Annotated in this window: 10 protein-coding genes and 2 pseudogenes; 4 read left to right on the top strand and 8 right to left on the bottom strand. The window is 59.0% G+C overall.

Annotated features, from left to right (window positions below):
- Positions 1-452: 452 nt before the first annotated feature.
- On the top strand, positions 453-776 hold the full coding sequence (locus TU75_RS20685; RefSeq protein WP_069665430.1) for an addiction module antidote protein: 324 nt from the start codon (positions 453-455) through the stop codon (positions 774-776).
- 322 nt (positions 777-1,098) lie between these two features.
- Here the strand turns inward: TU75_RS20685 and xerC are convergent, their stop codons facing one another.
- The 6 genes and pseudogenes from xerC to TU75_RS20665 all read right to left on the bottom strand — a co-directional run.
- Entirely contained in the window at positions 1,099-2,196 is a 1,098-nt protein-coding gene (xerC, locus tag TU75_RS20680; protein ID WP_060549951.1) for a site-specific tyrosine recombinase XerC, read from the bottom strand.
- Between the two features lie 591 nt (positions 2,197-2,787).
- Positions 2,788-3,036 carry a hypothetical protein gene (locus tag TU75_RS26975; RefSeq protein WP_082630509.1) on the bottom strand — a complete coding sequence of 83 codons (249 nt, stop codon included), beginning with the start codon at positions 3,034-3,036 and terminating at the stop codon, positions 2,788-2,790.
- 347 nt (positions 3,037-3,383) lie between these two features.
- Complete coding sequence (locus TU75_RS27460) at positions 3,384-3,665, bottom strand: hypothetical protein (protein ID WP_141719142.1); 282 nt, start codon at positions 3,663-3,665, stop codon at positions 3,384-3,386.
- Positions 3,666-3,806: 141 nt separating this feature from the next.
- A complete protein-coding gene (locus TU75_RS20670) occupies positions 3,807-4,211 on the bottom strand; it encodes a HEAT repeat domain-containing protein (protein ID WP_060549949.1) in 405 nt (134 codons plus the stop codon).
- A 10-nt stretch (positions 4,212-4,221) separates the two neighbouring features.
- Positions 4,222-4,575 (bottom strand): annotated as a pseudogene (locus TU75_RS28675) (EndoU domain-containing protein); the annotation flags it as partial.
- 771 nt (positions 4,576-5,346) lie between these two features.
- Positions 5,347-7,550: pseudogene (locus tag TU75_RS20665) on the bottom strand (DUF637 domain-containing protein); the annotation flags it as partial.
- A gap of 469 nt (positions 7,551-8,019) precedes the next feature.
- On the opposite strand from TU75_RS20665, the gene TU75_RS28670 reads away from it, so the two are divergent.
- From TU75_RS28670 to TU75_RS28660, 3 genes are read left to right on the top strand one after another with little or no spacing between them, the layout of a single operon-like run.
- Positions 8,020-8,322, top strand: a complete 303-nt coding sequence (locus tag TU75_RS28670; protein WP_060549947.1) for a transposase — start codon at positions 8,020-8,022, stop codon at positions 8,320-8,322.
- Positions 8,319-8,948 carry an IS3 family transposase gene (locus tag TU75_RS28665; protein WP_060549946.1) on the top strand — a complete coding sequence of 210 codons (630 nt, stop codon included), beginning with the start codon at positions 8,319-8,321 and terminating at the stop codon, positions 8,946-8,948. Before TU75_RS28670 ends, TU75_RS28665 begins: the two co-directional genes overlap by 4 nt.
- A 31-nt stretch (positions 8,949-8,979) precedes the next feature.
- Positions 8,980-9,153: an integrase core domain-containing protein gene (locus TU75_RS28660; protein WP_060549945.1), complete on the top strand. Its 174-nt coding sequence runs from the start codon at positions 8,980-8,982 to the stop codon at positions 9,151-9,153.
- Between the two features lie 240 nt (positions 9,154-9,393).
- Here the strand turns inward: TU75_RS28660 and TU75_RS20645 are convergent, their stop codons facing one another.
- Positions 9,394-9,717 (bottom strand): hypothetical protein, encoded by a 324-nt coding sequence (locus tag TU75_RS20645; RefSeq protein ID WP_069665458.1) that lies wholly within the window; start codon positions 9,715-9,717, stop codon positions 9,394-9,396.
- Positions 9,710-24,271: a two-partner secretion domain-containing protein gene (locus TU75_RS28160; protein WP_060549943.1), complete on the bottom strand. Its 14,562-nt coding sequence runs from the start codon at positions 24,269-24,271 to the stop codon at positions 9,710-9,712. Before TU75_RS28160 ends, TU75_RS20645 begins: the two co-directional genes overlap by 8 nt.
- Between the last annotated feature and the right edge of the window lie 8 nt (positions 24,272-24,279).

Genomic DNA, 24,279 nt, shown 5'->3' with positions numbered 1-24,279 from the left:
GCGGCGCCGCCGCTCCTGGCCCAAAAGCTCCCCACTCTTGTCGTTGCTATTAGTCATAAACATAACCGTTTGCCTATCCCTTATCGTAAGGGGGAAACGGTGTCCTGTCTTTCATGGGGCTCGTTCAGCCACCACCTCTGAAAAGTCTTTAGGTGTCAAAGTTGCTTTGGGACTCGCTGGCAAAATATTCCTTTCAACCAACGTACCAGCTTCCCAGTCGGTCAGCGCACTGGTTGAGTTCGGATTTTTAGAAACAGCCCCTTTTGCCCCAACAGTATCACCCGACGCGATTTTCGTTGTCTACACGCTCGACGTCAGACGGGGCGCGGCCTGCGCGCAGGTCTGTTCCGGTGATGTCCTGTCGCTGCATAAAATCGCCCAGACGCGGTTTCAAGCACCGTTACGGCGGCCCCCTACGTTATATTAAATTTCTGTCACACGAGTCATTTCCCATGCCCGAGCTACTCACGCCATACGATCCAGCGCACGCCATGACCGACCCGCAAGCGGTGGCCATCTTTCTCACGGATGCGCTTCAGACGGGTGATGCAGGTTATGTCGGCAAGGTACTAGGCATGGCGGCACACGCCAAGGGCATGGGCTTTATCGCCGAAGCGACGGGGTTTACACACGATCAGTTGGAAGGTTTTTTCAGCGCTTGTGACACACTGCGCTTGGACGCACTGCTGGTGATCGTGCATGCGCTGGGCGTGACGTTGACCGTTTGCCCTATCGATGCTGATGAGCCTGCACGCAGTGGCGAAGCACCTGGCTGATGCCCGTTCGGTAGCCCCTGACGATGCGGTGGCGTAGCCGCCGTGTCGGCTGTGGCCAACAAGCGCAGCGCGTTAGGCTTTGGACCTAAAGGGGTGTCGGGGCGCAGCCCTGATCAGGGTTTTGCGGACATCGACTGCGTGCAGGCGGTGGCCACAAAACATTTCCGGTCCTAAAGATGACTCAGGTTTATCGACTCGTAGAGGCGGCTTTCGGGTTTCAAAGGGTTCCCCTTTGGCACCGGATGTATACATCCTTAGCGTGCCTGTATTTTTTGCCGTTGATTGAGGCCGCTTCGCGGCCTGCGTGGCTGTCAGGCGTTTGTCAGGCCTGATCGCTCTCTTCGTACGCTTCGGCGTCCAGAGCGGTTAACAGAGCCTCGACGGGGTCATCACGAAGGGGTTCAGTCATGGTTTGGCTGGCTGTGTTCTGACGGTGCAAACGTGCCGGATGGGGCGCGGTATGAATTTCCTTCAACGCCCGGATACTGACCTGGGTGTAAATCTGCGTGGTGTTCAGGCTGACATGTCCAAGCATGGCCTGGATGAAACGAATATCGGCACCGTTCTCCAGCATCAGCGTGGCCATGGTGTGGCGGAATAAATGGCAACTGCCACGCTTGCCGATGTTGGCTTTTTCGATGTGTTCGCGCACCAGTTGCGTCAGCCGATTGGGGCTGAATCCTTCGCCCTGCTGGGTCAAAAACAACGTGCCATCGTCCTGGCCCAAAACAAAATGGGGCCGGACGTCGTCGCGGTATTTGGTGATGCAAGCCAGAGCCCGTTCACCGATGGGAATCATGCGATCTTTTTTGCCCTTGCCCTGGCGAATCATCACCGTACCGCGCTCGTAATCGATGGCGCTCCAACTCAGGCCAATCAACTCCATGCGGCGCATGCCGGTGCTGTAGAGGGTTTCCAGCATCGCCCTGTCGCGGATGCCGGTCGAGGTTTGGGTGTCCGGCACATTGAGAATACGCTCGGCTTCGTCGCCGCTGAGGATATGCTTTGGCAAACGCTGCTCCATTCTCGGCAAATCAAGGTCAGGAGCATGGTTGTACAAGATGCGATTGGTTTTGGTCAGCCACTTGAACCACACCCGAATCGGCGTGATGCGCACCGTTTGGCTACGCGCTGACAGCGCTTCGCCATCGGCTTTTCGATACAAAAAAAGATGGCGCTGGTAGCGCTCTAAAATCGGTCGGGTGATTTCTTGTGGCCGGGTCAAACCTCGTTCATCACACCAGCGGATAAACGCAATCAGCAGGCTTTCGCGGTTGCCCACGGTGCGCTCGGAATAACCACGTTCGCGCTGGTATTGCAGGAACTGTTTCATCTGAAAATACAGGCTGCCGGGATCGCCTAGCGGGCCAATGATTTGTTCCGAAACACGCTGCTTTTTGCTCTCGCCTTTTTTCGGCATAACCACCTCGACTTAGACGGCGCTGGGGCCGGACGACCGCCTGAAACTTCAGTTTGAGGCCATTTCCAAGCTGGACGACAAAGAGCGCGAAGCCCTGGAGACAGTGATCAGTAGCGCATTGCACATGCACGACGCCAAGCGCTGGACACAAGCTGCGACTAAAAGAGACAGCTTGCCGGGCCAATAAAACGGGCCAACCTTGAAAAAAGGACCAGTTCTGTGGTGCTGCCGCTGTGTATAACAAATGCTATACAACTCACGTCAGTGCTTGCTGGATGAAACACTCGTTTTGTATGACAAATGTATAACAGCACCCAGAAGACAGAAACCGGATAACCAATTGATACATATAGAAAATACCCAACTCGCGAGAGGTGCGTGATGTGTATTGAGATTTTGTTCCTGTTAAGGAGCAAAAAATCATGCTGAAAAAGAGCGTATTGGTTAGGTAGACCGAAGGTCGTCAGGCTGAGGTGCAGAAAGACTACAGAACGGGTGCAACTTTAGTGCAGAAAGGGTGCTGCCAGAGGGCAAACAGGGTGCAAAAAACACCGGCGCAAGGCCGGTGCTGGGAATGTCAATTTAGTGCAGCTAACTTAACTCAATTGATTTTAACTGCCCTTCCTCATCACACAAAATAACTACTGTGCCGTAAGGGCAATCCAGAATTATTACTTTATCCTTATACTCTTCATCAACAATCCCAGATGCCTTGCGAGTAGAGCTGTCAAATCTAATTTCTAGAAAGTAGCCCTCCCCATTATCTTGATTTGGCAAGGAATCTTTATTGCCTTGCGCAAACAGGATTTTTTGAATTTCCTCAATATGAATTGAAGCCACAAGTCCTCCGAAAATTCAAGGTAACGGGACAAATCGCCCTTGTCTAACAAATTTTTAACTTGGTTAGGTCTAATTGGGCCAACAGAAATAATCTTCATCTCGTCTCTTGTTACGGTAATTCGAATCAGCTTCCCTTCAACTTCTTGAATTACATTGATATGCCTTGTCCTTGCGTCCATGAACCGAGTAGCGCTGGGATGATTAGCAAGCTTCTGTAATGCATCGGCATCAAGCTTTCCTGCAAATTTCCCCATTCGAGGATCATTGAGCTGACCAAAGATGCGATCGGCAATTGAGAAGTTTTTTGCCGACCCTGAAGCTTCGCCTATCCCTTTTGTACCAATACTTTAAGACGCAAAAAAACACCCATTCTCATCTATCCAAATTACTCCTGGAATATCATAAAAATAAATCGTTAACTCTCCATCATTTTCAGAATCTGCGCTTTCTGGCCAGCCATCTCTTAGATAAGAAACAATCTCCTTTACAGCTAAATCCCAATGGGCCATCTCATCGCAAATAGAGAGCCTTGGGTGGGGATTATCTGGGGAAACATAACAATCTGCCCCAGGCTTAATAAATTTCCACCGAGAGGCCGAGGCTCTGTTGCTGTGGATGGCGTTGTCCATCAGGTAGCGGAACAGTGCATCGTCGGAATCACCAGGCTGCGATCGATACAAATGTTATGGCACTTGGGATAAAAAAGAGACAGATTTATTTTCCAAATAAAATAAACTTGTCCCTTTTTTCAAAACTTCAGCCACCCCTCATTAATTTTTAAGATTTTTAGCTAGCGTCGCAGACATTAACTGCATTGTTCTGGAAGAGTTCTCAAAGCCGTCAGCTAGGACGTTCAATACATCTTCAACATCAAGGATACTACCAGCCAAAAAAAGTGAATTGATTGACTCTATAGCGTGAATAGCCACACATTCGTCTTCCGCCCTAATCAACTCTAATAGAATATATAGAGCTCGCTCATCATTCACGTCACTTAACGATTCGGCGCAGCGGCCTCTCCACTCTTCAGATTTCATTGACAATGTAGATTTCAACTTACACCAGTCGAAATCATCGAATTTATTTACTTGAGAGCAGGCAACATCGACTCCTATATCAGACCAATAATCTTCAGAACTGATCGATTCTAGAAAAACCTCATACTCTTCAAACATTTTTCACCTATTAGAATTTTGTTGGATCAGTACAGCCTTTACCACAAGGGTAGCCAGCAGTCACTCTATCACCTACTTTAATAACCTCAACCTTAACTCCATTTACCGTCGCCTGGTGCAATGAGGCGCCATCAGCGCGAGTTGCGATTGCCGGCCCATTTCCAGTGGCTCGTACCGCGTTCATAGTCTCCGCGTCCGACCATGATACTGGGAACAAGGTACTTGTCTTAATTTTCGAAATATTTCCATCCGAAAATTGGGCTACCAGTTTTGAATTTCGACTTCCATCTGCGTTGCTTGATAAAACTTCAACAGCGTAATCCGGATGCACATCGCTTATATCTCCTGAATGAGCGCCTATAATTTCGTTTTTTGGATTTCCTGAGGAAGAGATTTTACGCTCACCGTAAAGTATTTTCTGCTCAACTTCTGGAGATATGAAAGTTTTGCTTATTAGTGAATATGGACCTGCGATCTCATTTGAGGTAAGAGGTCCCCTATCATCTACAGTCGCTTCAAGCTTCTGGCTCGGCAATAGAACCGATGCTCTCTCTCCACTCGCAAGTTTCGCGGCTCCTCTGAACAGCGCAATTTCCAAGGCTGCACGTGCTGCCGCCGTTCCATAATCACGCATCGGGTTAACATCACCCGGATAGGTATCTGAACTGAACGAATCCAGTACCTTGCCTCCCTGCGTATATTGGTAGGGTGTAAAGAGCTCACCCGTCGCTTGCATACCATCGTGAAAAGACAGCGCACCGCCCAAACCAGAAAGTGCAGGTACGGCACACCCCACTAATGTCACGCAGGCTGGCGTAGACAATATAGCACCACCTAACCCGGCAGCAGCCCCTATAGCCCCCAGGACGGCTCGGCTCGCATTACCCGAGCGAGTAAGCGCTTTGTCATTCTTAAGCAACGCGTCGTTTGCCTTATCCCAACTGCCGTACTCATCGAAAGCGCCCGTTGCCAATAGTTGCTTTTGAGCATCCTTGAAGCCGTTGCCATCCAACTCAAGATCGCGGACATATTTGTAGTTACGATCATCAACTGGAACGGAAGCACTGCATTGCACCAGGGCGCACGCTGCAGCCTTTAATTTGTAGGCGTTGTTTGGATCCTCCTTTTGTAACGCCTCAAGCGCGATTGTTTCCTTCTGGTGCAACTGGCGGTTGTATTGATCCGCCATTTGCGAGACCCAGGACGCCTTGTTGACATCGCCTCCAGCCAGGCCGGCGGCAGTTAAACCTACAATTTGCGCGAACCCTTGTCTCATTTCAGGTTGCTTGTCGAACGTATCGTTCAAGATCTGCGCCATTGCCTGGCTAGCACCCGCAGCGATTGCGCCAGTCTTGAAATCACCACCTGTAGCACTGGCAACCGCGCCGCCAAATAATGCGTGCATGGAGACACGGGCGGGTCCACCTTCTGCCCAGGCTGCCATACCGTTGATATCACCGGCCGCCTTGGCGGCCTGCCAATGCTCTTGAGCGTAATTGCCTACATAATTGAATGCTGTCGCAGCCACAACGTTTCCAGCCTGCGCAACCAAGCCACTTGTAATGTTTTGGCCTAAGCTTCCACCACCGATCGCAGTCTGGATGGTTCCAGCAGCCACCCCTTGTGCTGCAGCATGAATCGCAAATCCTCCAATCCCTTCCAGCGATTTCAGATCAAATCCTTTGGTCAGGTTATTGAACGGCGCAGTCGCCCCTCCCAAATAGGGATCAATGACACCTGTCGTAAAACCGCCAGTGATCCCCGAAATCGCCGCATTCTTTAAGCTGTTACTGCTGAAGGTGTCCTTGAAAGCGGCCCCGAGGTTTCCTTTGTTGTTAATAACGCTAACCGCACCTGTACCGGCCATTGACGTAAACGCAGCCGTAGCCATCGCATTGCCCCAACCGGCAGCCGTGAACTGAGCCCCAGCGGCCAAAGCCTGTGATGTAGTAGCTGCAGCCATTGTCATTCCGGAGCCAGCCCCCGCTCCCGCAGCACCACCTATCGCCGCACTGGCCGTTCCGGCAGTCAGAACCGTCACGATGATGATGATCGCTAGCATCGCTCCCTGCCCAAGGCTGGAGTTACTGTACTTGTAAGAGTCGTGCGTCTCCTTGATCAGCTTCCAGTCAACATCGCCACGCTTCTCGGCGTCTTTCAACCACGCCATCTGCGGATCAGCCTGCACCATCGCATCAATGGCCTGGCTAACCGTCTGCTGATTCACCTGCTTCACATCAATATGCAGCCCATCCAATGCTTTGATGACAACGTCACCTTTAGCCGCCATCTGCGTTTGCCTGAACGTTTCGTCGGTATTGCCCTTACCGCTCATGCTGTTCCAGGCGAGGCTCGATTTGCTTTTTGAATGGTTCTCCTGATCCAGGTCCTTCACGCCCTCGAAGTTGATTCCTCCACCACTTTGCAGGGTCAGGTCTTCACCGCTTTCCAGCCTGGCCGCTTGATAGCGTTGATCGCCGCCGCTAACCAGCGCGACGGTGCCACCGCCCTTGACCTCGCTTCCCACATTGACGACCTTGGTCACTTCATCGTGCTTGGTCTGCTTACTCCCCCAACTCCCCTTCTTCATGTCATACAACGAATAATCACTGTCCTGCGCCGCCAGCACATCCAGTCGATCACCCGCCACCAGATACGCCTCATCCCCCGCCGTCACGCGGCTGGAAATCAGCGCCATGTCATTCCCCGCGCTCAGGCGGATATCCGCCCCGGCGCTCACGACAGTGCCGACCTGGCTGACGTGATCTTCCTGAGTGGTTTTCTTTTTGCTCTTGGCCAGCGAGTGGTCCTCGTCCGCTGCCGAGGCCAGGTTCATGTCTTCTCTGGCCGACAGGCCGATATCGCGCTTGGCGTCGATCACGCTGGCGATGGCGTTGAGGTCGCGGCCGGCGTTCATCTGCACATCGCGGCCGGCGCTGACGGTCGAACCGCTTTGCGTGGTGTTGGAGGTGTGTTTCCACATGCCCCCGTCGCCGGAGTCGAGGGTTTGCGTGGCGACAATATTGATATCCCGCCCAACATTGATCAGCGTATCCGCACCACTCTTCAGCACACTGCCACTGTTGGTGAAATCGCGGCCCGCCTTGATCGTCAGGTCGTTGGCCGCTTCCACGCGGGCCGCGTCGCCAAAGTAGCTGCGGTTGTCCTCGCCCATGCCCAGCCCGGTGAGGCTGCGTTCGTTGATCACATCGCCCTTCACGGCCGTCAGCGTCACATCCCGCCCGGCGATCACGCCGCCGGACTGGTTGACGATGTGACGTTGTTGCCGGCCAGCAGGTTGACGTCCTGGCCGGCGATGAGCGCGCCGTTGGAGGCCAGGCACTGGTCAGCGCGGCGACCTGTTCGCCGGTGAATGACACGCCCACCGAAAGGCCCAGGCTATGTTTGCAGCCGGCCACCCAGTGCGTAGCCAAAAAAGGGCCGATCTGAAGGAGTGAACCCACTTGCTTGCTTCGCGGCTGCGTATCGCAAAAACTATACGCCATACGTCAATGTTTATTGGGTGAACCTGCATTTTTTATTACAAATGTATAGCAGCATTTAAAAAGCAGTAATAGGATAACTAATTGATACATATAGGAAATACCCACCTCGCAAGAGGTGCGTGTTGTGTATTGAGATTTTGCTCCTGTTAAGGAGCGAAAATTCATGATCAAAAAGGGCGTCTTGAGCAGATAGACCGTAGGTCGTCAGGGGGGGGCAAAAGGGATGCAACTTGAACTGGCCTAATGATTTTGGACACTTCATTCGGGCGCTATGATAGCGCCCAAATTTGAGGTGTTTGGATATGCGTAAATCTTATTCGAGTGAGTTCAAGCTCAAGGCCGCCAGCATGGTGTTGGATGAAGGTCAGCCAGTTACCGAAGTCTGTGCCAGCCTGGATATCGGCCCCACAGCGCTGCGTCGCTGGATCGATCAAGTGCAAAAAGAACGCTTGGGCTCGACTCCCGTAGGGGCCAAGGCGATTACCGCTGATCAACGAGAAATCCAGAGGCTCAAAGCTCTGCTCAGAGAGAAAGACCTGGATATCGAAATCCTAAAAAAGGCCAGTGCTCTCCTGCTTTTGGACGCCAAAGATCATTCACGTTGATCGATGAGCTGGACGAGCAGTACGGCGTTAAAAGGTGTTGTCGGGCGTTCGGGGTCAACCGCAGCAGTTTCTACGCCTGGCGTCAGCGCCAGGGCAGAGCAAATCCTGAACGCGACAAGCTCAAGGCCGCGCTGGTCAGGCACCACAAGGCGTCCAGAGAGTCGGCCGGCGCACGTACATTGTCCAAGGAGCTACAAGCCAAAGGGCATCGTATCGGACGTTATATGGCTCGCAGTTTGATGCGCGAAGCTGGCATCGCTAGTCGTCAACGCAGGCGCCATAAGTACAAGTCGCCGGGCGCGGAGGCCTTGGTGGCGCCACACGTGCTCAAGCGGAAATTTGATGTGACGGCGGTTAATCAGGTGTGGTGTGGCGACGTGACTTACATCAAGGTCGGCAAGCGGTGGATGTACTTTGCCGCCGTTTTGGATTTGTACGCTCGCAGGATCGTAGGCTGGTCGTTCTCGATGATTTCTGATGCCAACCTGACCTGCGAAGCGCTACGCATGGCGGTTGAGCTACGCGGCCATCCCCAGAATGTGTTGTTTCATTCTGACAAGGTTGCCAGTACACCAGTCATAAGTTTCGAAACGAGCTGCTCAAACAGGGTTTTAGGCAAAGCATGAGCCGTAAAGGCGAGTGCTGGGATACGCCCCGATGGAGCGTTTCTTTGGCAGTTTGAAATCAGAGTGGGTGCCTGAGACGGGCTACAAGCTGGAACATGAGGCCCGAGCAGACGTACAGCGCTATGTCTCTCGCTACAACATCAGCAGGCCTCACAGCTATAACGACTACCGGTCGCCGGTCATGAAGGAAAGGTTGGCGGCGTGAACCGTAATCAGTGTCCAAGATTACTTGACCAGTTCAGTGTTGCGCCGTCCATGGTGAGCGACCGTTTAACATCATCTATTGATTTCCCCCAAACGGCGGAAGGATTTTCAGTAATATTCCGAGGAATACCAGCTTGCGCCGCTAAGTCTTCGCGTAACCCGTCCCGAGCCAGCGGGGATGTTGCTGGAATATCGTCTGCTACCTTTCCAGCATTTCCTGCGCCAGTTGCTTTTGCACCAGCTAATCAAGCGAAAATGATGAGAAGTAAAACGACAACTTTTTATCCTCAAGATCACTCAGTTGATAACGCATCCTATCAAAGCCAGAATCAAGCTTACTAACGTTCATGTGCATCAGCTGAGTTAATCCGCCGCCGAAATCACGGGACGTAAATTGGCTAATATCAATGAACCTGATACTAACGTCATCAGCCCCTACCTTTTCAGACACCGAAATCGATAGAGATAAATCATAAGCTATCCCGTCAGCATTCAACTGAATACTAATTGCATGCAAGCAGTTGTGAGCAACAAGCAACTCATTCAACTCTGGAAGACTAATCATTATTGTTCCTCGTCTCTTTCCCGTTGGAGCCATAGCCTGGACCATATTCATAGGTATGCGTGTGGGGGTCGGAATGATATTCAGCAGGCTTTTCTTGGTTCCCATATCCGTGATTAGTGTAATCCGTTCTTTTAACCTGCCGGCCATACTGGTCGTACTCGATCACAGACTTCTCCAGTTTCCCAGTCGCGGGGTTGTACCTCTCCTGTGTCACACTCCCTATTCCAGGAGTGGTCTGATGCGGTTTCTTCCCGGTAAATACCTCGTCTGGAAACGTTCCTTGCGTTGCAGCACCTTTTGCCCCAACCGCAACGCTTGGCTTGCTCCCTGGAAATCCCAACCCCGCAATCGCCAACGCGCCAGCCAGCAGATTACCTGCCGCGTTCCATCCATCCCCATTGAAGGCCTGCTTGGCACCTTGACCAGCCTGGAGCACCCCATTAGCCGCTGCAGCAATTCGAACACTAGCGCCTAACGGCCCCGAAAGTCCATAGATTGCGGGGCTACCGATATTCGCGAGACCTTGCTGCTCATTGTTGATACGCAAAATGCCTTCGGCATCTCTGTAAACAAGCTCGTTAGCGCTCTTGTCTCTAGTCCAGAAAAATTGCTCCCCCCAACTGAGTTCAGCGCGCGCTGCATCAGCGTATGCGTTCTTCGCATCGGAGGTGCCTGCATAATAAAAGTCTGATGACGGTACAGGTCCCTTTTCAAGTAAATTAGCCAATTCTGCACGCGCTTGTGTCTCGCCCTTGGCTGCAACTTGCTCGTATGTGTAGACCTGCAGATAGGCGGTCAGCTCGGCTACTTCGGCGGCGGATAAAGACCCGGGATCGTTCTTGTAAGCCGCTAACAGGTTATCGCTGCGTTGATCCGCGCCCTCCAGTGTTATAAGGGTTTTGGCTGAGTCGATACGTTGATCCTTTGCAAACGCGTTACGCGCTTTATCCCGCTCAGATGAAGAGTGACCTCCCAAAAAGTTATATTGAGTAGCATTCTTCGCAACCCACCCACCCTGCTCCATGGATTTCGCATCCGCATCCTTCTGCGACGCAGCGGCCAGCACGCCCACAATCTGGGAACTCATCGACAGCAGGTCTTTATCGCCTTTAACCAATGTATCGAGCTGAACGACTAGCGCTTCGTTAATACCCGCCGCCAGCGCACCGGTCTTGAAATCGCCGCCTGTGGCTTTGGAAAGCAATCCTCCCACCATGGCGTGCACGATCACCTTGGGCGGATACCCTTCCGTCAGCACGCCTTGGGTATAGTCGCCAATGGCGTTAAAACTTGCCGCCGCCAGTGTGTTGAACAGCGCGCCCTTGAGCGCATCACCCAGATCCCCGCCTTGCCCCAATGCCTTGCCCAACAGCGTTGAAGTGGTATTTTGCAAGACTTGGTTCGCGGCGAACTGTCCAACGCCGGCCCAGGTTCCAAGGGCGCCAGGCACGGTAACAATTTTGCCAGTGGCATTGACGGTTTCGGTTCCGGTCCAGCCATCGAACAGGCCGGCCGTCAAACCTGCCGTCACGCCCGAAATGAAGTAACCCTTGATCGCATCCGAAGACGTCACATCTTTGAATACTGCCCCCAGGTTGCCACGGTTGTTAATGACACTGACCGTGGCGTTAGTCGCCGCACCCGCGGCAACAGCGCCTGTCGCGGCTGATATCCCGGCAGCGGTTCCTGCCGATAGCGTTCCTGCAGTAACCAGCCCTTCCGTGGCAGTGCCCATCGCACCGGCAGCCAATGGCCCAAGCACAGTCGCCATGACGATCGCGATAATCAGCTGCGAAGCCGGCCCCAGCCCTGAGTTGCTGTACTTGAAGCTATCGTGGATCTCCTTGACCTGCCGCCAGTCAACATCTCCTCGCTGTTCCGCGTCCTTAAGCCAGGCCAACTGCGGGTCAGCCTTTACCATTGCATCAATCGACTGGCTTACGCTCTGTTGATTGACTTGAGTAACGTCGATTTTCAGCCCGTTGACTGCGTGAATGGCGATGGTCCCTTCCGCCACCATTTGCGTCTGACGCTGAGTCTCATCGGTATTACCTTTGCCCTTCGACGATACCCAGAACGCATTGTTGTTGGTCTTCTCGTGACTCTCCTGATGCAGGTCCTTCACACTTTCAAACGCAATATCGCCACCGCTCTGCAGAGTCAGGTCCCCGCCGCTTTGCAATTTCGCGGCCTGGTAACGTTGACCACTGCCGCTGATCAGAGAAACATCACCACCCGCCGTGATCGCGCTCCCAATATTCTTCACATCGGTCACTTCATCACGCTGGGTTTTCTTGCTGCCCCAACTCCCCTTCTTCTTCATGTCATACAACGAATAATCACTGTCCTGCGCCGCCAGCACATCCAGTCGATCACCCGCCACCAGATACGCCTCATCCCCCGCCGTCACGCGGCTGGAAATCAGCGCCATGTCATTCCCCGCGCTCAGGCGGATATCCGCCCCGGCGCTCACGACAGTGCCGACCTGGCTGACGTGATCTTCCTGAGTGGTTTTCTTTTTGCTCTTGGCCAGCGAGTGGTCCTCGTCCGCTGCCGAGGCCAGGTTCATGTCTTCTCTGGCCGACAGGCCGATATCGCGCTTGGCGTCGATCACGCTGGCGATGGCGTTGAGGTCGCGGCCGGCGTTCATCTGCACATCGCGGCCGGCGCTGACGGTCGAACCGCTTTGCGTGGTGTTGGAGGTGTGTTTCCACATGCCCCCGTCGCCGGAGTCGAGGGTTTGCGTGGCGACAATATTGATATCCCGCCCAACATTGATCAGCGTATCCGCACCACTCTTCAGCACACTGCCACTGTTGGTGAAATCGCGGCCCGCCTTGATCGTCAGGTCGTTGGCCGCTTCCACGCGGGCCGCGTCGCCAAAGTAGCTGCGGTTGTCCTCGCCCATGCCCAGCCCGGTGAGGCTGCGCTCGTTGATCACATCGCCCTTCACGGCCGTCAGCGTCACGTCCCGCCCGGCGATCACGCCGCCGGACTGGTTGACGAGGTTGTTGCCGGCCAGCAGGTCCAGGCGGTTGCCCGCTTCGATGCGGCCGCTGTTGATCAGGTCGTTGCCGGCGGCGGCCGAGAGGTTGTTGCTGGCGCGCAGGGTGCCGGCGTTGGTCAGGTCTTTGCCTGCGATCAGGTTGACGTCCTGGCCGGCGATGAGCGCGCCGTTGGAGGCCAGGCGCTGGTCGGCGTTGGCGAGGTAGAGCACCGGCACCAGGACTTTTTCGCCGTTCACTTCGTGCTCTTCCAGCCACACGATGTCGTGGGTCAGCGCGGCGACCTGTTCGCCGGTCAGCGACACGCCCACCGAGAGGCCGAGGCTCTGTTTGCTGTGGATGGCGTTGTCCATCAGGTAGCGGAACAGTGCGTCGTCGGAGGTCTGGCCGTCGAGGAAGCGTTGACCGGTGCGGGCGACCACGGCCTGTTGGATCAGGCGCTGTTCGTAGAGGCCGTCGCCGAGGCGTTTGGCGCTGTCGTCGGGGTTGTAGCCGAGGCCGGCGAGCAGGTAGTCCGAGCTGACGAATTGCTTGAGGTCGGTGAGGACCGGGTTGGTTTCGATCAGGTATTTGTGGGGTTGCGAGGCGGCTTGCGGGGTGGCGAGGCCTTGCACGCGGTTGATGGTTTGGGTAGCGACGGACGTGCTGCTGTCCACGGCCTGCGGGGTGACGCCGGGGATGTTGACCGGCGCGCTGCGGGTGGTGGCGACGGTTGTATCGCGAGACGCGTTCGACAAGCCGGGCTGAGCGGTGGTCGCCGGCGCGGTGATCGGTGTGCTGGCGTCACGCGCGGCAGGCGTCAGGCCAGGCACGTTGAGGTCCGGGCGAGACACCTGGGTGGTGTCGCCATTGCCGTGGTTGATTGCAACGTCCGGGGTACGCCCCGGTTGCCAGGCGCTGCTGTCGGTGTTGCCGGCAACGTTGATCGCGCTGGCGTTGGCGTTGATGCCACCTGCTTCGCGGGCGGTCAGCACGACCTGATGCACGCCGGCGGCGGTTTGCGCGGCATCGGCGATCTGGAAGCTGCGGCCCGATGTGGCGGGCGCAGATTGCTGACGTTGCGCCACGCCGACGCTGGCGCCGCCCAGGGTCCAGCTCTGCGGGCCGGTAGCGCCGCTCACCTGGCTGTCGTTGGCGGCCTGGCCGCTGAGACGGAACAGGCCGTTTTTGCCGGTGGGCAGGCTGAAGCCAGGCAAGGCAATCGGGTTGACCTGTTGCAGGGCAAGGCCGGGCGGCAGCTCACGGTTGATGGTGACCATGACCGCAGTGTTGCCGCTGACCTGGGTGGCGCCGACCCGCGATGCATTGCCGCTGACGGCGACGTTTTGGCGCACCACGCTGTTGGTGAGGTTTTGCGTGGCGTTGATGCTCACAGCGCCGCCGGCTTGAACCACGGCATTGGCGGCAGTCGAGGCGCCGACGGTGGTGCTGTTGAAGGGTCGGGCACCGACCATTTCCCAAGGGCCGTCGGCGGCGCCGATGCTTGGATCCACCGATCGAGCGGTCGCGACGCTCAGCGGGCCGTACTGAGTGGTGCCGTTGGTATCGTCACGACCATTGCGCCGGTTGACCACACGCACGATGGACTCGGTGCCATTGCTGGTCCACACATGGATAGTGGGTGCAGATGCATTGTAGGAAGGATCATGACCACGGTTGTAGTTCATCACTGTCACCATGAAGCGCGACAGGTCGTAGGGGTTCACATCGCCGTAGGTGTAAGAACGGCGCAGCGTGTATTCGCCGACCGAGGCCCCTTCGTTGGTGAAGTTCTGCAAGGCAAAGTTGATGTTGCCGCCGGCGGTGAGAGTTGAGTTCGTGTTGCTGAAGTCGCCACCTGCGACCGTGAAATTTCGCCCGGCCGTCATGGTGGCCGAGGCCGAGTCTGCAACGATCTGCGACTTGAAGTTCTGCGCCCACACCAGGTAACTGTCGGCGGTGCGGTTGGTGTCAATCGACGCACAACTGCTGCACTGCACGCCGATATAACTGGATACCAACCCGCCGGTGGTGGTGAACACATCCTTGCGGTTCTCGATACGCGCCGCCGCCAGCTTCAGGTCGCCGCCACTCTCGATCGTCGCCGACAGGTTGTTGATTGTGCTGCTCTGACCGTCGTTGTCATCCCTGGCGATGCTCACGTTGCCCAGACCGTAAACGTCGGCAAAGCGGTTGGTGAAGGTGTCGATGCGCAGCGCCATGTCGCCGCCGCTGAAAATCAGGCCGTTCTGGTTCAACAGGGTCGAGCCGGCCAGACGCAGGTTGCCGGTGCTGCCCAGGGTGCCGCTGTTGTTGATCGTGCCTGCGCTGACGGTCAAGTCGGTGGCCGAGGTAATCCGGCCTTCATTGGCCAGAGTGTCGCCCACGCTGATACGGCTGCTGCCGCCACTGGCGATGCTTGCCTGTTGCGCAACGCTCAACTGCGCGGCGGTGAGGTCCAGCGCGCCCACGCTGCTGATACGCCCGCTGCCCCCGTAGCCACCGGTCAACTGCAACCCGAGGCTGCCATCGCTGGCAATCAGGCCGTGGTTCGTCCACTGGCCGCCCTTGCCTTCCAGGCGCGATGAGGCCAGCAACTGGCCGGTGGCGGTCTGGGTAAAGGTGCCGACGTTGACGTAGAGGCGCCCGGCCTGGATCACGCTGCTGTTGGTCCAGGTGTCAGCGTTGAGAGTCAGGCCGCCACGGGTGACGATGTTGCCGCCGACGGCGGTGACGTTGGGCAGGGAGATATCAAACTCGCCCTCCCCGCTGTGCAACAACTGGCCGCCGTTGTTCTGGAGCGAGGCAGCCGCGAGGCTCAGGTCGGTGTTGGCGATTTCAACGAGGCCGTTGCGGTTGTCGAACAGGTTGCCGATCTGGAACTGGGTCTTGCCGCTGCGCGCCAGGGCACGCAGTTTGCCGCCCTGGTTGACCAGATCACTGGCCTGCAGGGTCAGGGTTTCATCGCTTTCGATCACCCCTGACTGGTTGTTCAGTTGACCGGTGAGGCCAAGGTCGATGCGCTGGCCGGCGATTTGCCCGTTGCCGTTGTCCAGCGAGGCGCTGCGCACGAGCACCGCACCTTTGGCGTACAGCCCGCCGTAGGCATTGAGCATCCGCGTGGCGCGGATGACGGCGTCGCCGTTCTGCGCAGCGATGCGGCCTTGCCCGTTGTCGACGGTGAGCGCGACCAGGTTGACGCGTTGGCCCTGCACCACACCGGCCGTGTTCTGCGCCAGGCCGTTGAGCAGGCTGGCATTCAAGTTGGCGTCCACCAGCCCGGTCAGGCTGGCCACGCTACCGCCCTGGTTGCTCAGGGTGTTGGCCTTGATCACGGTGTCGCCGGTTTGCGCCAGCAGTTTGCCGCCCTGGTTGTCGATGTCGCCGTTGATGTCGAGGCTCAGGCCGCTTTGGCCTTGCACGGCGCCGCCGGCATTGGTGAGGCCTGCGGTATTGATGTTCAGGTCGGCTTCCTGACTGTAGATCAAACCGTCGGCATCGTTTTGCAGCACGCCGGTGCTGCTGATCGCCACGCGATTTCTCGCGGCGATGGTGCCGCGCTGGCGGTTGTCGAGGCCGCCGGCCAGCAGGGTCAGCAGGCCTTGGCTGACTATCTGCCCGCCCTGGTTGTTGACCTGCGTCGCGCGCTGCAACAACAGCGGGCCGGCGCTGGCCAGTTTGCCGTTGGTGTTGGTCAGCGCGCCCAGCAGGTCGACGGTCAGGCGGTCGTTGCCGGCGACGGTGCCGCCGCTGTTGTCGAGGTCCGAGGCCGTGACGGCCATGGCTTTTTGCGCATTGATCGTGCCGGCCTGGTTGCCCAGGCTCAGCGCTTGCAGGTCCAGTTCGGCGCCGCTGTCGATCAGGCCGCCGCTGCCGTTGTTCAACGCGCCACTCACGCCAAGGCGTTGCCCTGCGCCGCTGGAAAGAATGCCGCCGCTGTTATCCAGGCTGGCAGCGGTAAGGTCCAACCGCCCCTGGCTGACCAGCGCACCTGCGCCAGTGTTGAGCAGTGCGCCGGTGAGACGCACATCCACTGCGCCGTTGCGGCTCGATAGCGTGCCGTTATTGCGGTTGTCGAGGCTGCCGCCCGTCACGCTCAAGCCCTGCCAGCCGGACAGCAGACCGCCCTGGTTGAGCAGCGCCGCGGCGTTCACCGACAGCAACTGGCTGCTGATCAACTTGCCGCCGGTGTTGTTCAGGGTATTGAGATTCAGCGTGAGGTTTTGCCGGGTCGACAGTTCGCCGTTCTGGTTGTTGATTTCGCCAACGCGATTCAGCACCAGCGCGCCCTGGGCGGCGATCAGGCCGTTGCGGTTATCCAGGTCGGTGTTGTTCAAGTCCAGGGTCACGCCCGCGCCGCCGACGATTTGTCCGCCGTCCAGGGTCACGCCGCTGAGTTTCAGGTCCATTGTGCGCTTGGCCGACACTTCGCCGCCGCTGCCGGTGCCGAGGGTGCCTGCCGCGAGGTCCAGAGTGCCTTGGCTGTTGATCAGGCCGCGGGCGGTGTTGTCCAGGGTCGCCGCATTGAGCACAGCGCGGCTGCCGCCCAACAGCGTGCCGCCCTGGTTGTTGAGCAGGCCGTCACTGGTCAGTTGCAACTCGCCCCGGCCGTTGAGGGTACCGCCCTGGTTATTCAGGGCGCCGGCGCGCAGGTTGAGGTTGGCGGCGCCGACCAGGCCCTTGATGTTGGCCAGCGCCTGGCTGATGCGCAGCGTCAGGTCGCCATTGCTCAGCAGCCTGCCGCTGCTGTTGTCTAGGCTTTGCGCGGACAGGGTGAAGGCCTGGTCGCTGGAAATTTCACCGCTCTGGTTGTCGACGCCGGTGAGGTTGCTCAGCAGCAGTGCGCCGCTGGCATTGATCAGGCCTTCCCGGTTAATCAATTGCCCGTTGCTCAGGTCGAGGTTCAGGCCGGCCTGGCTGAACAGCTTGCCGGCCTGCTGGTCGAGGCCGCTCACCGTGGCGCTCAGCGTTTTGACGCTGCCGATGCTGCCGCCGTTGTTCAATTGGCCGGTGGCCAGGCTCAAGGTGTCGCCGCTGGTGAGGTGCCCAGCCTGGTTGTTCAGGGTGCCGGTGGTGACGCTGACCGGGCCTTTACCGCTGATGCTGCCCTGCTGGTTGCCCAGGTTGGCGCTGCGCAGTATCAGGCCGGCGTCCGTCACCAGCTCGCCGCCCTGGTTGTTCAGATCGGCGCGGGTGGTGACGTTAAGGGCCTGGGCGCTGGAGAGGCTGCCTTGGGTGTTGTCGAGGCTGCGCGCATTGACGTCCAGCGAGCCTTCGCTGCTCAGCAGGCCTTGTTGGTTAGTCAGGTCACCGGTGAGGTTCACCACCAGCGGCTGCTGACTGAACAGCTTGCCGCCGCTGTTATCCAGCGCCGTGCCGGTCAGGGTGAGGCGCTGACCGTTCAGTTGGCCGCGCAGGCGGTTGAGCACCTGCTCCACCACCAGGCTCAAGCCTGCGGCGGAGAACACTTTGCCGCCGTCGCTGTTGTCCAGGCGCTGGCCGGTGAGGTCAAGGTCGGCGTTGCTGGTCAGCTCACCGCTGCGGTTGTCGACGTCACCTACCTTCAACGTCAGCGTCTTGGTTGCGCCCAGCAGGCCCTTGCGGTTGTCGAGGCTGGCAGCGGTCATCAGCAGGGTGTCGGTGCTGAGCAACTGGCCCTGCTGGTTGTCGATGCGGTCGGCGTTGACGGTGACCTTGGCCTTGCCCGCCATTTCGCCCGCGCGATTGTCGAGGGTCGACGCCGTCAACAGCACGCTGGCGTCGCCGATCAGGCTGCCACGCTGGTTGTCGATCAGGCCGTCGGCGCTTACGTCCAGGCCGCCACGGCTGCTGAGCAGGCCGTCAGTGTTGTCCAGGCTGGCGCTATGGGCCGTGAGGCCGACTGCACTGATGCTGCCTTTGATGTTGGCCAGCGCCTGCTCGATGCGCAGCGTCAGCGCCTGGTTGCTGATCAGCTTGCCGCTGCTGTTGTCGAGGCTGCGGGCCGCGAGGGTGAAGGCGTTCTGGCTGGAGATTTCACCGTTGCGGTTATCCACGCTGGCGAGGTTTTTCAGCACCAGCAGCGGTGCGTTGATCACCCCGGCGTTGGTCAACTGGCCCTGATGCAGGTCCAGGTTCAACTCGCTGCTGCTGAACAGCTCGCTGCCGCTGGCCTGGGTCAGGCTGGCCAGGTTTGCGGTCAATACGCCGCCGCTGGCAATGCGCCCGCCGTTGCTCAGGTCGGTGGCCGTAAGGTCGAGGCTGTTGGCGCTGATCACGCGCCCGCCCTGGCCGTTGTTGAGTCGCCCGGTGGTCAGGCTGGCGGCGCCCTGGCTTTTCAGCAGGCCCTGGGCGCTGTTGTCCAGGCTGGCGCTGCCCAGGGTGAGTGCCTGGGCGGATTCCACCACGCCGCCCACGTTGAGCAGTTCGCCGTCGCTGGTGAGGGTCAGATCGCCGGCACTGGACAGGTTGCCGACGCTGTTGTCGATCTGCTGCGCGCGCAGTTGCAGGACGCCTTCGCTGCTGAGCTTGCCGTGCGTGTTGTCCAGCGCGCCCGAGAGTTGCAGCGCCAGCACCCGCTGGGCGGCCAGTGTGCCGTCGCGGTTATCCAGGTGCGCAGCCTTGAGGTTGACCTCTTGGGCAAACACCAGTCCCTTGGCCTGGTTGATGACGTCGGCCACCGTCAACTCCAGTGCGGTACCGGCCAACACCTTGCCGCCGCTGTTGTCCAGGCGCTGGCCACTGAGTTGTGCCTTGAGCTGGCCGGAGATTTCCCCGGCGCGGTTGTCAACGCGCTCGACGTTGAGTTGCAGCGCTTTAGTGGCGCCGACCAGCCCACTGTTGCGGTTATCCAGGTCGTTGCCGGCAAGGCTCAGGTTGCCCTGGGCGACAAATTCGCCGCCCTGCTGGTTCAACACGCCGACCGTGGCATCCAGATCGGCCTGGCTGGCGATACGGCCCTTGCTGTTGTCTGCGGTGTCCAGCGTCAGGCGCAACGGCCCGACCGCGCTGATCAGGCCGCCCTGGTTGTTCAGCGATTGAGCGCTGAGGGTTTGCGCCTGCCGGCCGTTGAGCACGCCGCCACGGTTGTCGACGCTGCCGGCCGCAAGACTCATGTCGCCCTTGGACAGCATGCGGCCCTTGGCCTGGTTATCGAGCAGGCCCTGGAGCTGCACCGTCAGGCTGCCATCGCTGACCAGATTGCCGGACTGGCTGTTATCCAGGCTCGCGGCACTGACCTGCAAGCGCTGCCCGGCCCCGAGCGTGCCGCCCTGGTTGAGCAACGCCCCATGGGTGGTCAGGTTGAGGCTGACGTCGCCCATGACCTGCCCATTGCGGTTGTTCAGCGTCATGGCGTCGATCACGCTGGCACCGGCGCTGGACACTTCGCCATTGCCGTTAAGCCACTCGCCAGCCACGGTCAGGCCGAGGTCCTTGGTACTGTTGAGCACGCCGTCAGTGTTATCCAGCCTGGCTGCCTGGGCGCTAAGGCCAGCGGCGGCGATCACGCCCTTGAGGTTGGCCAGGGCCTGGTCGACGGTAAGAGTCAGTGCCTGATCGCTGAGCAGTTTGCCGTTGCTGTTGTCCAGGCTCTGCGCCGCCAGGGCGAATGCGTGTTCGCTGGAGATTTCGCCGTGCTGGTTGACCACGGTGGCGAGGTTTTTAAGCACCAGGACGCCGGGGGTGTTGATCAGGCCGTCGCTGTTGTCGAGCGTGCCGTGGTTCATGTCCAACGTCAGGCCGGCGCCGCTGCGCAGTGTGCCTTGCTGATTCAGCAGCGGACCGGTTAGCAGCAGGTTCAGGTTGCGCCTGGCGTAGAGGTTGCCCTTGAGCTGGTTGTTCAGGCGCTCGACGCTCAGCTGGATGTCGCCGTTGGCGAGTACCTTGCCGCCGCTGCTGTTATCCAGTTGGCGACCGTTGAGCACCACATCGGTGACGCTGGACACTTCACCGGCACGGTTGTCTAGGCCGTCGACCGTCAAAGTCATGGCCTCGCCCGAGTTGAGCAGGCCGCTGCGGTTGTCCAGGCCCGCACCCGCCACACTGAGCTGCCCGGCAGCGGTGACGCTGCCGGCGCGGTTATCGAGTTGGCCGATGGTCAACGCCAGGTCACGCTTGCCGGTGATACGACCAGCGTTGCGGTTATCAAAGCTGGCCGCGCTCGCCTGCAACAGACCGGCAGACGCCAGCAGCCCGGCCTGGTTGAGCCATTGGCCGCTGATCAGCGCACTCAAGGTGCCGTCGCTGGTGAAAGTGCCGCTGGTGTTGTCGAGGCTCGCGGCGCGCACATCCGACGCCTGACCGGCGAGGAGACGGCCGTTGCGGTTGCTGAGGGTGCCTGTGTGGTTGAGGGTCAGGCGCTGGTCGGCCTGGATCAGGCCGTTGCCGTTATCCAGAGACGTACCGCTCAGCACGGTGTTGGCGCCGAGGATCTCGCCCTGGCGGTTGTCCAGATCGGTGGCGATGCGTGCGCTCAGGTCATCGCGCGCGCTGAGTTTACCTGCTGTGTTGATCAGGCTGTTGGCACGCAGGTCCAGGCCGCTGGCGGCGATCAGGCCTTTGCTGTTGTCCAGCGCCTGAGCGATCAGTACCTGCAGCCCTTGCTCACTGAGCAATTTGCCGCCGCGGTTGTCGAGGCTGTCAGCGGTGACGTTCAGCGCCTGGGCGCTGGAAATTTCGCCGCCCTGGTTGTCGACGCTGTTGAGGTTGCGCAGCAGCAATGCGCCGGGCGCGTGGATCAGGCCGCCCTGGTTGTTCAGGTGGCCGTGGTTGAGGTCCAGGTTTACGCCGACCTGACTGTAGAGGTTGCCTTTGAGGCTGTTGTCGAGGCTGGCGGCGCTGACCTGCAGTTGGCCGATCGCACTTAACAGGCCGGTCTGGTTCAGCAGTTGCGCGCTGATCAGTGCACTCAATTGCCCGTCACTGGTCAGCTTGCCGCCGCTGTTGTCCAGGCTGCCAGCGCCGATGGCAACGCCCTGCCCCGCGAACAAGGTGCCTTGACGGTTATCGAGCAGGCCAACGCTGTTGAGGGTGAGTGAGGCATCGCCTTGCATCAGGCCCTGGCGGTTATCCAGTGAGGCGCTGTTGACCGACGCGGTGCGGGCCAGCAGCTTGCCGCTGCGGTTATCCAACGCAGCGTCGACCTGTGCGAGCAGGCCTTCGCCAGCGCTGAAGGTGCCGTTCTGGTTCCCCAGGCTGCCGGCGTGAATATCGAGGCTTTTCGCCGACACAAGCCCTTGGGTGTTGTCGAGGGCGCGGGCGATTCGCAGCGTCAATGCCTGCTCGCTGAGGAGCCTGGCGTTGGTGTTATTCAGCGCCGTGGCGGCCAGGGTGAACGCCCGGGTGCTGGAAATTTCGCCGCCCTGGTTATCGACGCTGTCGAGGTTGCTCAACAGCAACTGGCCGGGGGCATTGATCACGCCGCCCTGGTTGTTCAGGTGGCCGCCGTTGAGGTCAAGGCTGACATCGCCCTGCCCGAAGAACCGACCATCGTTGTGCTGGTCCAGGCCGCTGACGCTGGCCGTGAGCACCTGGCCGCTGCTGATGCGCCCACCTTCGCTGTTGTCGACCTGGCCCGCGTTCAAGCCCAGGCGAGCATTGCCGCGCAGGTTGCCCTGCTGGTTGTTGATAGAGCCGGCCAGTTGCAGCATGAGGGTGTCGGCGAGCAGCGTGCCCTGACGATTATCGAGGCTGCCCAGGCGCAGCCGCGCGTCGCCCTTCGCGGCGAACAATCCGGCCTGATTGAGCAACTGACCGGCGATGGCGGCGCTCAATGTGCCGTCGGTGGTGAGCTTGCCGGCGCTGTTGTCGAGGCTGGCGGCAGTCAGGTCGAACGCGCTGCCGGCGGCCAGGGTGCCGCGCTGGTTGGTCAGCGCGGCGCTGGTGAGGGTCAGCGCATGATCGCCCTGGACGGTGCCGTCACTGTTGTCCAGCGCACCGCTGCCGATGACGAGGTCGGTGGCAACCAGCTTGCCGTTGCGGTTATCCAGGCTGCCGGCGGTCAATTGCATCGACTGGCGCGCGGTCAGGCGACCGCTCTGGTTATCGATCAGTCCTGTTGCGCTCAGGTTCAGCGATTGCCCGGCCGACACCAGGCCTGCCACGTTATCCAGCGCATCGAGTTGCAGCGTGACCTGTGCCTGGCTCGACAGCTCACCGCTGCGGTTGATCAATTGGCCGATATTCGCGGAAAGATTGCCGCTGCTGCTGACCAGGCCACCCTGGCTGTTGATCAATTGCGCGGCGTTGATGCCAAGGCTGCCGGCGCTCAGGATTCGGCCCTGATTCTGGTTGTCGATCTGCGTGGCCGTGATCTGTGCGCCACGCTGTGCACTCAAGGTGCCGCCCTGGTTGACCAGTTCGCCGGTGTTGACGCTGAGGTCACGGCTGGCGATCACCGTCTTGCCGCTGTTGTTAACCGCCTGCGCCGTCAAGCGTACATCGCCCTGGGCATTGCGGCTGTTATCGGCGTTGACGCCGGCCTCGACGATCCCGTTGTTGGCCAGGCGCCCGCCGGCATCCAGCGTGATGCTGTCTTTGGCCGCGAGGGTGTGCTGATTGGTCAATGCGCCCTGGGTGTTGATCGACAAATCGGTCCCCGCGTAAACCGCGCCTTTGGCTTCCACGCTGGCCGCTTTGACGGCAACGGCGGTGCCTGCCGTGGTCGTACCCATGACCACATTGCCGGCGGCATCGATCTGAATATCACCGCCTGCGACCATGTCGCCGGACAACCGCACCCCCACACCTGCCTCGGTGCCGATCAACTTCACCGCACCGACGTACATGCCGCCCAGCGCCGAAGAATCAATCGCCAGGTCCGGCGCCGCGCTGCCATCCGCCGCGCGTGCCGTGGCACTCAGGGTGCGTGCGTCCACGTCGTTGCGACCGGTGACGAGGGTGAGTTTTTTCGCTTGAATCTGCGCGTTGAGGGTGGCGGCGCGGGTGATGATTTCGAACTGGTCGACGTTGGTGGCGTTAAGGCCGGCGCCCTCGATGGCGACGCTGCCCTGGTCGACCTGATAGCGGCTGACCTGGCCGTTATCGATCACCGCTTTACCGGTGGTCAAGGTCACTTGCGGCGTATTGATAAAACCGCAGCCGTTGCAACTGATGCCATAGGGGTTGGCCACGATCACATGGGCCGACTGCCCCGCCACTTCGGTATAGCCGCGCAGTTGGCTAGGGCTGGCGCCGTTGACTTCGTTAAGGATGACGCTGGCGGCGCTGCCCTTGAAGTTCGGGTTGCCGACGATAAGGCCGCCCAGTTGGGTGGCTTGGGTGCGGTCGGTGGCGTTGTTGAGGATGACGCCGTTGGCGCCGACGTTGTAGTCCTGAAACTGGTTGTGAGACAGACCGTTGGCGTTGGGTGCGGCGATGTTGACGATGGGCACGCCATTGCCCGCCTGGCCGAGCGTGGTGCCCGGCGCGCTGACCACGATGCCTTCCGCCTGGGCCAGCAGTGGCTGCCAGAACATCGCGTTGGCCAGGATCAACGCCAGCCCGCGCTTGGGCAACCCGAGGAAACTGGAACGGGTTTTCAGGGCGGCAGAAGGTTGGCGCGCGAGGAAGGCGAACTGGCGAACATCCATGTCAGGTC

Origin of the sequence: Pseudomonas poae, from assembly GCF_001439785.1 — a bacterium.
In the GTDB taxonomy this organism is placed as follows: domain Bacteria; phylum Pseudomonadota; class Gammaproteobacteria; order Pseudomonadales; family Pseudomonadaceae; genus Aquipseudomonas; species Aquipseudomonas poae.
Note: the sequence above shows the minus strand (reverse complement) of the source record. Positions and strands in the feature narration are given on the sequence as shown.

Excerpts from the sequence above, each read along its gene's own strand:
- TU75_RS20685 (WP_069665430.1), top strand. The coding sequence starts at position 453 with ATGCCCGAGCTACTCACGCCATACGATCCAGCGCACGCCATGACCGAC.
- xerC (WP_060549951.1), bottom strand. The coding sequence starts at position 2,196 with ATGCCGAAAAAAGGCGAGAGCAAAAAGCAGCGTGTTTCGGAACAAATC.
- TU75_RS27460 (WP_141719142.1), bottom strand. The coding sequence starts at position 3,665 with ATGGACAACGCCATCCACAGCAACAGAGCCTCGGCCTCTCGGTGGAAA.
- TU75_RS20670 (WP_060549949.1), bottom strand. The coding sequence starts at position 4,211 with ATGTTTGAAGAGTATGAGGTTTTTCTAGAATCGATCAGTTCTGAAGAT.
- TU75_RS28670 (WP_060549947.1), top strand. The coding sequence starts at position 8,020 with ATGCGTAAATCTTATTCGAGTGAGTTCAAGCTCAAGGCCGCCAGCATG.
- TU75_RS28660 (WP_060549945.1), top strand. The coding sequence starts at position 8,980 with ATGGAGCGTTTCTTTGGCAGTTTGAAATCAGAGTGGGTGCCTGAGACG.
- TU75_RS20645 (WP_069665458.1), bottom strand. The coding sequence starts at position 9,717 with ATGATTAGTCTTCCAGAGTTGAATGAGTTGCTTGTTGCTCACAACTGC.
- TU75_RS28160 (WP_060549943.1), bottom strand. The coding sequence starts at position 24,271 with ATGGATGTTCGCCAGTTCGCCTTCCTCGCGCGCCAACCTTCTGCCGCC.